The sequence below is a fragment of the Paenibacillus sp. AGC31 genome (assembly GCF_057334655.1).
This window is the reverse complement of record NZ_JBHFJH010000005.1, coordinates 139,951-152,819: the sequence shown is the minus strand read 5'-3', so window position 1 is coordinate 152,819 and position 12,869 is coordinate 139,951. Positions and strand designations below refer to the sequence as shown.

The 12,869-nt window shown below is 47.8% G+C and carries 11 protein-coding genes; 4 read left to right on the top strand and 7 right to left on the bottom strand.

The genetic code is table 11. From position 1 onward, the window contains the following. The first annotated feature begins 9 nt into the window (after positions 1-9). Entirely contained in the window at positions 10-2,316 is a 2,307-nt protein-coding gene (locus tag ACE04G_RS04440) for a carbohydrate-binding domain-containing protein (protein WP_449003662.1), read from the top strand. A gap of 229 nt (positions 2,317-2,545) precedes the next feature. Here the strand turns inward: ACE04G_RS04440 and ACE04G_RS04435 are convergent, their stop codons facing one another. Both ACE04G_RS04435 and ACE04G_RS04430 read right to left on the bottom strand, forming a co-directional pair. Continuing rightward, positions 2,546-3,124: a class I SAM-dependent methyltransferase gene (locus ACE04G_RS04435; RefSeq protein WP_221819973.1), complete on the bottom strand. Its 579-nt coding sequence runs from the start codon at positions 3,122-3,124 to the stop codon at positions 2,546-2,548. A 26-nt stretch (positions 3,125-3,150) separates the two neighbouring features. Beyond that, positions 3,151-3,822, bottom strand: coding sequence for an FHA domain-containing protein (locus tag ACE04G_RS04430; RefSeq protein WP_221819982.1), 672 nt, complete (start codon positions 3,820-3,822; stop codon positions 3,151-3,153). 234 nt (positions 3,823-4,056) lie between these two features. Here ACE04G_RS04430 and ACE04G_RS04425 point away from each other — a divergent pair, with 234 nt between their 5' ends. Further along, complete coding sequence (locus ACE04G_RS04425) at positions 4,057-4,212, top strand: hypothetical protein (protein ID WP_192135259.1); 156 nt, start codon at positions 4,057-4,059, stop codon at positions 4,210-4,212. A gap of 371 nt (positions 4,213-4,583) precedes the next feature. On the opposite strand, the gene ACE04G_RS04420 is transcribed toward ACE04G_RS04425, so the two are convergent. After that, positions 4,584-7,172, bottom strand: a complete 2,589-nt coding sequence (locus ACE04G_RS04420) for a DUF2339 domain-containing protein (protein ID WP_221819985.1) — start codon at positions 7,170-7,172, stop codon at positions 4,584-4,586. Between the two features lie 188 nt (positions 7,173-7,360). Continuing rightward, positions 7,361-8,404 (bottom strand): LCP family protein, encoded by a 1,044-nt coding sequence (locus ACE04G_RS04415; RefSeq protein WP_306299259.1) that lies wholly within the window; start codon positions 8,402-8,404, stop codon positions 7,361-7,363. A 112-nt stretch (positions 8,405-8,516) separates the two neighbouring features. On the opposite strand from ACE04G_RS04415, the gene ACE04G_RS04410 reads away from it, so the two are divergent. After that, the gene (locus ACE04G_RS04410) at positions 8,517-9,491 is read left to right on the top strand and encodes an aldo/keto reductase (RefSeq protein ID WP_221820280.1); all 975 of its coding nucleotides are present in this window, start codon (positions 8,517-8,519) and stop codon (positions 9,489-9,491) included. Between the two features lie 144 nt (positions 9,492-9,635). Here the strand turns inward: ACE04G_RS04410 and ACE04G_RS04405 are convergent, their stop codons facing one another. From ACE04G_RS04405 to ACE04G_RS04395, 3 genes are all read right to left on the bottom strand, one after another. Then, positions 9,636-10,097, bottom strand: a complete 462-nt coding sequence (locus ACE04G_RS04405; protein ID WP_221819987.1) for a MarR family winged helix-turn-helix transcriptional regulator — start codon at positions 10,095-10,097, stop codon at positions 9,636-9,638. Between the two features lie 134 nt (positions 10,098-10,231). Next, positions 10,232-10,909: a TIGR00266 family protein gene (locus ACE04G_RS04400; protein ID WP_017691614.1), complete on the bottom strand. Its 678-nt coding sequence runs from the start codon at positions 10,907-10,909 to the stop codon at positions 10,232-10,234. After that, a complete protein-coding gene (locus tag ACE04G_RS04395) occupies positions 10,906-11,301 on the bottom strand; it encodes a winged helix-turn-helix transcriptional regulator (protein WP_017691613.1) in 396 nt (131 codons plus the stop codon). Before ACE04G_RS04395 ends, ACE04G_RS04400 begins: the two co-directional genes overlap by 4 nt. 164 nt (positions 11,302-11,465) lie before the next feature. On the opposite strand from ACE04G_RS04395, the gene ACE04G_RS04390 reads away from it, so the two are divergent. Next, positions 11,466-12,680, top strand: coding sequence for an MFS transporter (locus ACE04G_RS04390; protein ID WP_449003661.1), 1,215 nt, complete (start codon positions 11,466-11,468; stop codon positions 12,678-12,680). Positions 12,681-12,869 lie beyond the last annotated feature (189 nt).

Below are 12,869 nucleotides of genomic sequence, written 5' to 3'. Positions count from 1 at the left end.
CGATCTAATATGAAGAAAAACATGATAACAGGCAGCAAACTTTGGTCCATCGCCATGATTACCAGTCTACTCGCAGCATGCAGTTCACCAGCAACGACAAGCACAACGGCCAATGCCGCAACGTCAACGACAGGAACAACCAAAACGGTATCTGTCAGCGAGCAAACTTCAGTAAAATATGCAGATCTGGTCTCTCTGGATGCTGACGATACCAATATTATCTGGAGTGAGGCGGATTCCACAGCGATTAAACTGAATGGCACAACTGCAACGGTGACTGGTTCGGGTGCCAAAGCAGCGAATGGTTCGGTAACCATCTCCGAAGCAGGTACTTATGTACTTAGCGGTGAGCTAACGGATGGCCAGATCATGGTTAACGTTGCCGATAAGGGCACTGTACATCTCGTATTAAACGGAGCAACCATTCATGATAACGACAGTGCAGCGATCTACATTCAGAAGGCTGGTAAAGCGGTGATTACGCTCGAAAAAGGAACCAAGAATACCATTTCCGATGGTAAAACGTATGTGTACGCCGATGCTACGATAGATGAGCCGGATGCTGCGATCTTCAGCAAAGCGGATCTTACGTTCAACGGTGCAGGTCAATTGACCGTCACAGGTAACTATAATGAAGGTATTACGAGCAAGGATGATCTGAAAGTCATTAGCGGTAACATCAGTGTCAAAGCAGCCGATGACGGCATCAAAGGTAAGGATATGGTCGCTATTCAAGCGGGTACGATTACCATTCAAGCCGAAGGCGACGGTATCAAATCGACCAATGACACGGATACCACCAAAGGTTACGTTGCTATCGCAGGAGGTACCTTCGATATTCAAAGTGGCAACGATGGTATTCAAGCCGAAACCGCACTTGTTGCGGATGGAGGCACATACACCATTGTAACGGGCGGCGGTAGTGCCAATGCACCAGCCAAAGTTGAAGAAGGTCCATTTGGCGGCGGTGGCGGTGGATGGGGCGGCGGCACACCACCAACAGATATGGGCACACCACCAGATGGCGAACCACCTGCGGATATGCCAGAGATGCCTAATAACAGCGGTACAAATGCAGGTGCTAATACGAATGACGCAGCAGCATCCAACTCTGCCAATGCAACAGCAACAACGGATAACAATGCTGATGCGGACACTGCTACAACAGCAACGGAGTCCACAAGTGCCAAAGCACTCAAAGCAGGAACAGACCTTACAATTAATGGCGGTGCGTATACCATTGATTCCATGGATGATTCCCTGCACAGCAACAATAACGTAACCATCAACGATGGAACATTCAGCATTGAATCCGGTGATGACGGCATCCATGCCGATCAGGCCCTTACGATTAACGGTGGAACCATCACCATTGCGAAGAGCTACGAAGGACTTGAGGGGGCAGTCATCACCCTGAACGATGGGGATGTGGATGTAACAGCATCCGATGATGGCGTAAATGCTGCAGGTGGCGAGACGGAAACAGCTGCGAATACAGCGGCAAGTACAGATAGCGCTACTACAGCAACCGATGCCGCAACGACTTCCAACATCTCTGTAACCGAAACGACGGGCACAACATCAACTACCGATCAGGCATCCCAAGGTACAGCTACTACTCAGCAAGGACGTGGACCGGGCGGTATGGGCGGTGCGGCAGCGAGCAATAACGAGTTCCACATTAACGGCGGTACACTCACGGTGAACGCAGGTGGTGACGGACTGGATTCCAATGGTTCCATTAACATGACTGGTGGAACGGTTATTGTGAACGGACCGACGGATAGCGGCAACGGAGCACTGGATTATGACGGCACCTTTGAAATCAGTGGTGGATACCTCGTGGCTGCCGGAAGCTCTGGTATGGCACAAGGAACATCCGATGCGTCTACGCAAAACACCATTGTGATGACATTCCCTGCAACGCAAAAAGCTGGAACACTTGTACATGTACAAGACAACGAAGGCAACAACATTCTGACATTCGCTCCGGCAAAAGATTATCAAACCGTGGTTGTCAGCTCACCGGATCTTGCAAAAGATGGTTCCTACGTGGTCTACTCCGGTGGTACATCAACAGGTAAAGCGGTAGATGGACTCTACACAGACGGTACGTATAGCGGTGGAACTCAAGTGGTTGCCTTCCAATCGACAAGCAATGTAACTTGGGTCAATGAATCTGGTGTAACTACAGCCAATTCAGGTATGGGTGGTCCAGGAGGAGGCCGTGGTCAAGGTGGCTTCGGAGGCGGCAGAAACAGATCCCAATCCGGTACAACATCCGACAGCACAGGCACTACCGATTCTGCAAAATAATACGTGCGGTAAACAATAATCAAGCAATCTCTTGCCCCAACTCAAAGGCGAGACAAAAAGGCCCCGAATCACTTCATAGTGAGTTCGGGGCCTTTTTCGTATCCTCATTCTTACGTGGTATCTGCATTACTATGATATGAAGCGCACTCTTTCATCCATTAACGTTATGGCAGAAGGTTTACAGCACTCCAGCTGAGTAAACCTGGTGATCACTTTCCTGTTCTTTTCTTTAAAAGGAATACACGTATACCTTGGTACGCAGGGCATCCCGGCATGTAATAGTACGTAGTGGTTCTTTTCCTGGCAGGGCAAAACAGACGCTAATCACCTTGGCACCCGGCGGAAGCTCTCGACTGAACTTGTCCAGAAGCTTAGTCATGGCACCCGGAAACAGATAACAGATCACACAATCCGCATGTTCATAGGAACTGGTGTAGATATCCCCGCGCATGAAGCGCAGCCTGCCCTTGAGAGAGTACTTTTTTCCCTTGGCTCGACGTAAGCGAACACTGAAATAGGCAATCAGTTGGGAAGACCATAAGGGAATTCTCGAATTCTCAATCCCGGTAAGCCTTTTACCAGGGCAGTGTCTTACAACATCCAATCCCAATGTGCCCCATCCGGAGCCTGCTTCAAGCACATCCCCGTACCCGGGAATACGGTTTACCTCTTGAATGACCACCTGTCTGACACGACTGGATGTGGGCATCGGGGAAATCCCGTTTTTCCAACTCACGAGTACGATCGATATGACACCGATCAATGTCACCACGGCAATCAGCCATGGAATCAGGTAAATGATGAACATGAACTCATCCCTTTGTTATCACTCATTCATTCCGGCACATGAGACTTCATATATACACCTTTTTTATATACAGACTTGATGGTAAAATGTACACCCAGCTTGCGATTCGTCCGATAGATTAGCGAGTTAATCTCGTCGATCCCCACCGCTTCACTCTCCAGCATGCTCCGCTCCGGCCACACCTGAGCCACAATCTGCTCTCGGGTCACAAAATGGTCCAGTTCACTATACAGCAGCTTGAACAGTTGATACTCCTTCTTGGACAGCGGAATCTCCACTTCACCGATCTGCACGGTTTGCAGGTGATCCTGCAAGCGTACACCCTCACCCAGCAGATCCGACACCCGATATTCCCTCGTCTCTCCAAGATCCCCTTCAGCGCGAAGCTGGATCAGTCCGTTGACCAACGTCAGGCTATCGCCCTCGCTAAACGGATATTTCTCATAGGGAACGAGGCGCTGCCCATTCAGTTCGGTACCATTTTTGCTATCCAGATCCTCAATCCATAGCTGTTGCTGTACATCATAATGAATGCGGCAATGCCGCTTCGATATCATCTGATTATAGATAGACAAGTCCAATTCACTTCCGCCTGTGTAACGTCCCACCGTAATGGAGCGACCTTGGCTTACATAAGCAAATGAGCCGTCACTTTCCTGTCCTGGCGTACGAATGACGATTTTTGCCGTCTCCCGCATGTTATTCTCCCACCTTCAATGATCACTCACTCGATCTCTATAAACATTTCATAACAATAATGATAAAATCATCAGATTTGTTCCATTGTTTGCACCGCTATAGTTCAATATAGTGGTATACAGGAACGATTTATGTTCGGTTCTACTCACTCTACTATACCAGACGTTGTGCTTTTTTTCTCATGACGGCCGGATGTCTACTTTTAGCTCATTCAACAAGAGAGGTACCTTCCTATGAACAAAAAAAATATTTTCATATACGTGTTACTCGCCTTTGCCCTATCCATGACATTAACTGTGCTCTCCCGTATGAATGATGATGGCGGAGAACCACTGAAAGGCACCTCAGCTGCCGAAACCTCATGGTTACAAATGAAGATCCAACCCTAAGTCTACTCTATTATAACGTGATCTCTGCGCAAAACGTTTCACGAATGTCATATTAGGCTAAGCCATAGACTCATATCAATAAGGCCCCAGATTGCTGGTAACAGCAACCCGGAGCCTCATTTTAATCCAGAAAATCTATATTACACGACTTATTTCACAGAGCGAAGTGAAGTGGACAGCGGACATTCCCACCATCCGCACTCACGTCATTGCCGCTTCTTTCTCACGCCGAATTTCCTCCACGCATACACGATAAGAGCTACAGGGCCACCAAGCCATAACAGTTGCCAAAGCATGATTTTCAGGTCAAATCCCACTTCGAATCCCTCCCCATATAATCGCAAATGCTACTTCTATCGTTCGTATCCAAGTTAGTCTTGGTCTTCCTCAGGCACATTCGGCTCGTCGTCAGGCTTCGCTACCACTCTGGACTGTACTTCCTCCATCCGGCTGGACACCTTCTGATACAGGTAAGAGATCCCAAGCAGTAGTACGCCAAAGCTAAAATAGGCAAAGATTTTGCTGCCCGAGGTGAGCATCCCCACATCATAGAACACCATCTTCCCCGTAGCGAACAACGTTAGTCCTAGGCCCAGACGCCGAATCATGACATATTTTCTACGGAATCCATAGGCAATATAGAGAATCGCCAGCAGCAGATAGATCAGGCTGAACATCAGCCCCACATCGCCCCATTGGAACTGAATCGTCAGGAAGACGGTGATGACACCCAGCAGATACACCCCTGCGATAACCGGGTACCATTCAATGCTCTTGAACTGCCCGCGGATGCCTGCAATCAGCAGATCCCTTCCTGCAAAGAATACCCCTACGTTAAAGATAATTAGCACCAGCAAACCAATAATCTCCGCCGCCGTATGCTGCTGAACTTCCGGCTGAAGCGCTGGCATGGTTAAGGTTACGGCCAGTGCAATACAGCAGCCAATAGCATGCAAGAAGGTGGTATACACCTGCACGTATCGATCACGCAGCAGCTTCACCTTGTTCAGTCCATAGGCCAATGCAATGGTGAGCGCTGCGAACATGAGCAACTTGTAGAACATGTATAACAGGAACGTCCCATCGACAGCTCTGGTATACAATTCATTCGACTCATACAGCACGTATAACCACAGATTCGCAAGTGTTACATACTTGAACCCGTTCAGGAAACCCAGCTCCAGCGCGCTGTAATTGAATCTCTCCCTGGAAGATGAGTTGCCGTGGACTGCCCAGGCATAATAAAGTGTAATAAGTAAGGTTCCCAGCGTGATGCTGGAGTATTTTAACATAAAGTAAGAACGTTCCCCGATGAAGAATAGCGCCAGCAGATCATAGTACACAAAAGTGATTAGACATAGAAGCACAATGCCCCATCCAGCACGTTCCACCGATTTGAGCCGTTTTAGATGTCCTAGCGTGACCAGCAGAACGCCTTCAATTAACCAACCCATCGATAACCACTTGGCCCCGAATTGGAACGGAATAATTAGAATGGCAAAGGTCAGGGAAGTGACATAAAAGAGCAGAATCGTCTGTTTCTCCTGAACCATATGGCGCTGGACGAATCGTGCGAGGCCCAGATACACCACGCAGAAGATCAACGCCAGTAAACCCTGAGCATCATTCCAACCCGCCACATCAAATAATACGTATAACATCAGACAACTAATGCTCGTATTCATGGCGAGTAGAGCGAAATCCCACCAGGTTAACTTCATCCGGTGTTTGAACGGATATGCCAGCGTAATGCCTAGATATAATGCAAACGTCACAATGGAATACAACATGCCAATCTTCTCACTTGGCGACAGCCATAATAGGATGAGCATGGATGGTGTGTTGAACAGGAAACTGATATAGTGCACCACTGGCCACCGTTTGCCAAACGAAATGAACACAATAATGCCGTTTAAGAGCAGCAGATAGATCATGGCTACATAGACAGCCGGACCTTCGAGTCCGAACGAGAACATGTAGGAGAATAGCGGAAGATATCCACCCACCAAACCTAGTGAACAGATGGTCTTCGACTGGTATCTCAAGGACAATAATACGGAGATTGCCGATACCAATACAGACAGGGCAAGTCCCGTATATAACCCGATAATATGCAGTAAAAAGTAACTATAGAAGACAGAGCCGAACAACACGGATATCCCACCGCCGAGCAGCCCCATCGCAAACGTCTGTCTTTTGCGGCGGAACAGCCACTCTCCTCCAGCGAGCATCAGTGCACCGAGCAGGAAAAAGGCTCCGCTCTTCATCTCGTCATTAAACCAGGTCGAGTACGAATATTGGAACGCTGCTCCAACCCCCAGAATGAGGAGCAAGATGGCTACTTTGTTGATCCAGCTGAGTCCAATCTTCATCTCCATGCGATTCTGCTTGATCCGGCGTTGAATAGTCTCTTCGCTCAACCCTTCCTCCGCCATATGCTCATATCCACGTTCCATGTGCCCACGCAGAGCCTCTTCTCTATCCCGTACGGCTCGTCTGTGCGATTCAATACGCTCATTCACCTCTGCCGCAAGGTAAGCAATCCTCTCCTTTACCTCATCGGAATCCTCTTGCAACTCCTGTGCCGCCTGGTTGTACAGCGCGTTTAGATTGGATTTGGTTCGATGTTCATGGAATGCAATTCGATCATTATGTACTGCTGTTTTCCCTTGAAAATAGGTCTCCATCTTCTCCCGGGATACCCGGATCAGATTCAGCTTCTCATCCAGCATCTGTTCAGATAACGCCATGCGAAGACGTGCATTCTCTTCTTCCATCTTGCGCGAGCGAAGTTCAAGCTGGTGCAGCTTGAGCTTATGGGCTTCATACTGTTCCTGTAACTGTTCATTCTGAACGATCAGGTCATCGGACTGGTATTCCTGGAGCAAGGCATGATACTCCTTCGCCAGCTGTTTCTGCTGCTCCTGAACCTGTTGAAGCCGATCCTTAAACTCCTTCATGAGCTTCCTCCGTTGGTTGATGTTTAATCTTTTCCCTATATTTTACTATATGTATGCCATAAAAAGAGGTTTAAACATTAGATATATCTGTTCAATATTTCATCCGTAGGATCTCAAACGCAAAAAAGCCGGGAAGCAACTGCTTCTCCCGACTTATATTCATATGAGCTTTGCACAAGAATGGATGCTTATGCCGCATCACTCGTCTCTGATTGGTCCGCTGACTCGGGTTCAATAATCTCAGTCGCATCCGGGTCCAGCCAACTGGCGATCATGCCACGCACATATTGCAGATCGTCCTCCGACAGATCGTAGTACCATGTGCCACTGCGCGTTGCACCCTCACCCTTCAGCATATAATTGCTGATCGTTGGTATGCTATCTTTCATATATAAGGACTCGGCAAATTTCACGATAAAGTCCGAGGTCATGTTAGTTGTAAAATTCGATCCGGCAATCTGGATTACGTCCGGGATCTTGGTCAGATTTTTGACTTCCAGCGCACGATTCATGAAGGCGCTTAAGAAAATCCGGTGACGCATCGTCCGATTGAAATCGGAATCTTCCCGGTAACGCACATATCCAAGCGCTTCTTCGCCGTTATAGATCGGTTTATTCGCTTCAACAAACAGCTTCTCATGAATTTTGAGCTTGTTCTCAATGTTCTTTTTGATCGGCAGTTCCACACCACCAACCGCATCAACAATATCCTTGAGCCCGTTAAAATTAATCGCGGCATAGAAATCCACTTTGTTCCCCAGCAAATTCTCCACCGTATCCATCGCCATCTTGGCTTCACCATGGGCATACGCTGAGTTGATCTTCGACTTCACATCCCGGCCGACAATCTCGGTATAGGAGTCACGCGGAATGGACAGCAGCAGCACTTTATTGTCTTCTGGACGCACGACGGAATAGATGATGGTATCCGAACGGCTTGGTTCGTTATCCCGTTGGTCAATCCCTAGCAGCAACAGCGAGAATGGGTCGGTATGTTCCACGACAGGGGCATCCTTATCGCCCGCTGGTACAAAGGAGTCATCCAAGGCTTCCTTCACTGTAGCTGAAGCGAACAAATTAAAGGCAAACACGACGAGTTGCTTTTGATAGATAAATCCGAGTCCTCCCAACACAAGCAGCACACTTAGGGTGATGATCAATGGCTTCTTCCATTTCTTCTTCGGTTTCTTCGGCTTCCGTCTTGTTAAATGTGCAGCACTGTTTTCCATCATATCTCCTTTGATAACGGGTTCTTAGAATCATTTAACTATATTAATAACACGTTTTCAATAGATTACGTTATAATCTGCATTACATAAATGTACATAAAGGGAGCGATGAATGATGGAGTATCGACGTTTGGGCAATAGTGGTTTGCGTGTATCGGCACTGGGGCTTGGCACCAATGCATTTGGCAAACGCGCGGATGAAGCAGCTTCTACCCGCATTATTCATGCAGCGATGGATCAGGGCATCAACTTTATCGATACTGCCAATATCTACGCAGGCACGGAATCGGAACGCATTATTGGACAGGCTCTCACAGGTCGACGGGAAAACGCGGTGCTTGCTACCAAGGCCGGATTACCCCGGCATGATGGTCCTCATGGGCGGGGTTCCTCCCGCTACCATCTGCAACAAGAGCTGGAACATAGCCTGCGGCGTCTGCAAACGGATTATGTCGATCTGTACCAGATCCATACTTTTGATCCGCATACACCGCTGGATGAGACACTGCGCACACTGGATGATATGGTCACTTCCGGCAAAGTCCGTTACATCGGAGCCTCCAACTACGCAGCTTGGGAGCTGATGAAAGCTCTGGGCATCAGTGAACAGAAAGGTTATGTGCGCTACATCTCCACCCAAACCAGCTACTCCCTGGCAGACCGTACGCCCGAGTTGGAACTGGTACCGATGTGTCTGGATCAGGGTGTAGGTATTATTCCGTACTTCCCGTTGGCAGGTGGTATTCTGACAGGTAAATATAACGGACAGACCCGTGTGCCTTCTGGTTCCAGAGCAGACACCGATCCGTCTTTCAACCGTTTCTTGCTGGAACATAATATTCAACTGAGCGAACAAGTAAGCGCAAAAGCGGCTGCATATGGATGCTCCCCGAGTGTGCTGTCGCTTGCATGGCTGCTGACACGTCCGGCTGTATCCACAGTGATTGTTGGCGCTACACACACCGATCAGTTGGAACATAATCTGGCTAGTCTGGACATGTCACTGCCCGATGAGCTGTTGGCCGATCTGGACCAGATCAGTGACTCTTTCCGTCGCCGCGAGCCGTTTGCGTCCTATCGAATCGATTGAGCAACCGAAACAGACCTCCCGACAAGATGAAGTCAGGAGGTCTGTTTGTATTTTGCAGAGGTGCTATAATTATTAATAATTAGAAAATTTCCCAGTTCCACTACATTCTGTAGTTTAATACATTAAAAAAAGATATATTACGGATCAACTCTCTGTTTTTTGGCGAAGAAACTCCTGCATGATCTCCAAATACTCTCCCTTACGTTCATCCAAAGTTTCGAAAAATGCCTTGTCCGATTCCTCGACCAGATGGATTCCCTCCACAGCCAATCGGGTTCCTTCTTCCGTTGTTGTGATAATGTTGGCACGCGTATCTGTCTGATGACGGGCGCGGGTAATTAATCCCCTTTTTTCAAGCGCACGTAGAACCTGAGAAGTTACGTTAACATCCACCTTGGCAAAATGAGCAATTTGGACCTGAGTAACTCCTTTGCCTTCCTCATCGTGTTCATTGAGCCACAAACAGGCGTGCAATAATACAAATTGAGGTTGTGTCAGTTCGAGGGGCTCCAGCACCCTGCGTACTTCCTTTTGCCACATGGCTGTAACCTGCCATAACAGATATCCCGGACTTTCTTGTGCGTTTTTATACCGTGAGCTTGTCATCTCATACCTCCATGATGTGCGACCTTATGCAACAGAATATATACCCGTCAGTCAATGAAGTAAATCCATTATTCATATAACGATGATGGAAACATATCCGTTGCAATTCTGTGTGTTCTTTCTCAAAAAAATAATTAGCGGGCAGGAATAAACTGCTTCACCCATTGTCCGAATCCTTGCGGATTGCGGCTCTGTATAAGAATGGTTCCTTCTCCCCGGAACCGACATACCAGTCCTTCTCCACTTGTAACACTGGATAACCAGCCCTGTGAAGCTTTCTCAATACGGTAATCTACATAATGAGGCCATGCCACCAAATGGGCGTTATCCACGATCATTTCTTCACCTGCTGCCAGATTAATCGCATGGATGGCACCATAGGAAGACAGAAATACGGTTCCACGTCCGCTGATCTCAATAATGAAGAAACCTTCTCCCGAAAAGAGACCTTTCTTCAGGTTTTGCATTTTGGTATTCACCTGAATGCCCTCGGTTCCCGCCAGAAATCCGTCTTTCTGCACATAGAGTGAATAGGAACCGTCCAATTCAACAGCTTCTACATCGCCCATGCTTGAAGGTGAGAGCAGAATCTCTGCCGACCCGCCCGCAGCCGTCAGTTCCTGAAAGAAAAACTTCTCCCCGCTCAGCATCCGACCGAACCCGGCAAACATTCCACCTTCTGCTGAACCCTTCAGTTCAACCGTAGGCGTCATGGATACCATCGCACCACTCTCAGCCTTGAACCGCTCTCCCCGCTGCAAATGTACCTTGAGCATCGCAAAAGCACCATCATATAAAATCTCATAGTTCACGGTTGCACCAGCTCCCTATTGTCAGAGTTAAAATCATTGAGTCCATTATCTTCCAGAACTGCTGATTTGTCTCCGTATTCCTTCACAATATGTTGATCTCCCCAATTACAGAGTGCATTGAGAATCGGTTCAAGACTTCTCCCGTAATCACTCAATTCGTATTCTACTTTGGGAGGGACCTGATTATATACGATTCGGTTTACGATTCCGTCGTTTTCAAGTTCTCTCAGCTGCTGTGTTAACATTTTCTGTGTGATTGCGGGCATAATACGTTTGAGATCACTGGTTCGTCTCTTCCCATGTGTCAGATGACAGAGAATGACGCATTTCCACTTGCCACCGATCACTTCTAAGGTCGCTTCAACCGAGATGTTATATTTTTTTCTTACCATAACTTGCTTCCTCCCTGATGAATTGGATTACATCCGTCGCATGCTGTATAGGCACCAAAAAGTACGTAGGGTACTAAAAAGTACGTACTATTCAATCTATACCGAATAACTCATAATAGCATTTGCCGGTACGTAAATCTACATTCTGGGGAGTTGAGCAAGAAATGTTACAGGATTCAAAACGCAGCACGTGGGCACTGCTAGCACTGGCCATTAGTGCATTCGCGATCGGTACCACAGAGTTTATCAGCGTTGGGCTACTGCCCCTTATTGCAGATGACCTGGGCATTTCCGTAACTACAGCGGGACTGACCGTTACTTTATATGCATTAGGCGTTACCTTTGGGGCTCCTGTTCTGACCTCACTGACGTCTACCATATCACGCAAAACGTTATTGCTTGCCATCATGATTGTCTTCATTGCGGGTAACACGTTGGCTGCACTATCGACGGGCATCACCATGTTACTCATTGCACGAGTAGTGTCCGCTCTGGCACACGGGGTGTTCATGTCCATAGGCTCCACGATTGCAGCCGATCTGGTGCCTGCCAACCGTAGGGCGAGTGCTATTGCCATCATGTTCTCCGGTCTAACCATTGCCACAGTAACCGGTGTACCTCTCGGTACACTCATTGGCCAACATTGGGGCTGGCGCGCTGCCTTTATCCTGATTGTTGTGGTTGGCATCATTGCGATGATCGGGAACCTGATACTCGTGCCATCCACGTTGAAGCGAGGAACACGGACGGCATTTCGGGATCAGCTGAAGCTCGTTACAGGTGGACGCTTGCTGCTTGCTTTTGCCATCACTGCTGTTGGGTACGGAGGAACATTTGTTGTCTTTACGTATCTGTCCCCGTTGTTGCATGATATTAGCGGTTATTCCGAGAAAACAGTAGCGTTCATTCTGTTGTTGTACGGAATAGCCATCGCTATTGGCAACATCATCGGTGGCAGAGCAGCCAATCGCAACCCGCTCAAGGCGCTCTTCTACATGTTCATCATTCAGACCATCATTCTCGGCGTGATGTACTTCACCGTCCCGTTTAAGTTGGCCGCATTGCTCACCATTATGGGTATGGGCCTGCTCGCTTTCATGAATGTGCCTGGTCTTCAGATGTACGTTGTAACCTTGGCTGAACGATATGCACCACAGGCCAAGGATGTAGCCTCAGCCTTTAACATCGCCGCATTTAATGCAGGGATCGCTATAGGTGCCTATTTGGGTGGAGTGATCAATGACTCCATTGGTTTGATTCACACGACATGGGTTGGTGCCATGATGGTTCTCGTAGCTGTAATCCTGACCGCTTGGGCTAAAGTGCTGGAAAGCAAGGATCAACATGCATCAGTCGAAATGGAGAAAGCTTCGTTCTAATTTACATCCGACCACGGGTCTCACTCTTATATATATCAGTTCCAGCCTTCGAGGGGAACCGGTTTCATATGGTATTTTATTATACTATAATACGTTGAACCCAATTTGATCTACTATGATTTAATTTTGTATGATAAAACAACAAAAATTCAGCTTAATATGACTGATTTTTACACACTTTAAGGAGGA

What these genes read in the sequence shown, in the direction of transcription:
- ACE04G_RS04440 (WP_449003662.1), top strand. Translation starts at nt 10, where the DNA reads ATGAAGAAAAACATGATAACAGGCAGCAAACTTTGGTCCATCGCCATG.
- ACE04G_RS04435 (WP_221819973.1), bottom strand. Translation starts at nt 3,124, where the DNA reads ATGTTCATCATTTACCTGATTCCATGGCTGATTGCCGTGGTGACATTG.
- ACE04G_RS04430 (WP_221819982.1), bottom strand. Translation starts at nt 3,822, where the DNA reads ATGCGGGAGACGGCAAAAATCGTCATTCGTACGCCAGGACAGGAAAGT.
- ACE04G_RS04425 (WP_192135259.1), top strand. Translation starts at nt 4,057, where the DNA reads ATGAACAAAAAAAATATTTTCATATACGTGTTACTCGCCTTTGCCCTA.
- ACE04G_RS04420 (WP_221819985.1), bottom strand. Translation starts at nt 7,172, where the DNA reads ATGAAGGAGTTTAAGGATCGGCTTCAACAGGTTCAGGAGCAGCAGAAA.
- ACE04G_RS04415 (WP_306299259.1), bottom strand. Translation starts at nt 8,404, where the DNA reads ATGATGGAAAACAGTGCTGCACATTTAACAAGACGGAAGCCGAAGAAA.
- ACE04G_RS04410 (WP_221820280.1), top strand. Translation starts at nt 8,517, where the DNA reads ATGGAGTATCGACGTTTGGGCAATAGTGGTTTGCGTGTATCGGCACTG.
- ACE04G_RS04405 (WP_221819987.1), bottom strand. Translation starts at nt 10,097, where the DNA reads ATGACAAGCTCACGGTATAAAAACGCACAAGAAAGTCCGGGATATCTG.
- ACE04G_RS04395 (WP_017691613.1), bottom strand. Translation starts at nt 11,301, where the DNA reads ATGGTAAGAAAAAAATATAACATCTCGGTTGAAGCGACCTTAGAAGTG.
- ACE04G_RS04390 (WP_449003661.1), top strand. Translation starts at nt 11,466, where the DNA reads ATGTTACAGGATTCAAAACGCAGCACGTGGGCACTGCTAGCACTGGCC.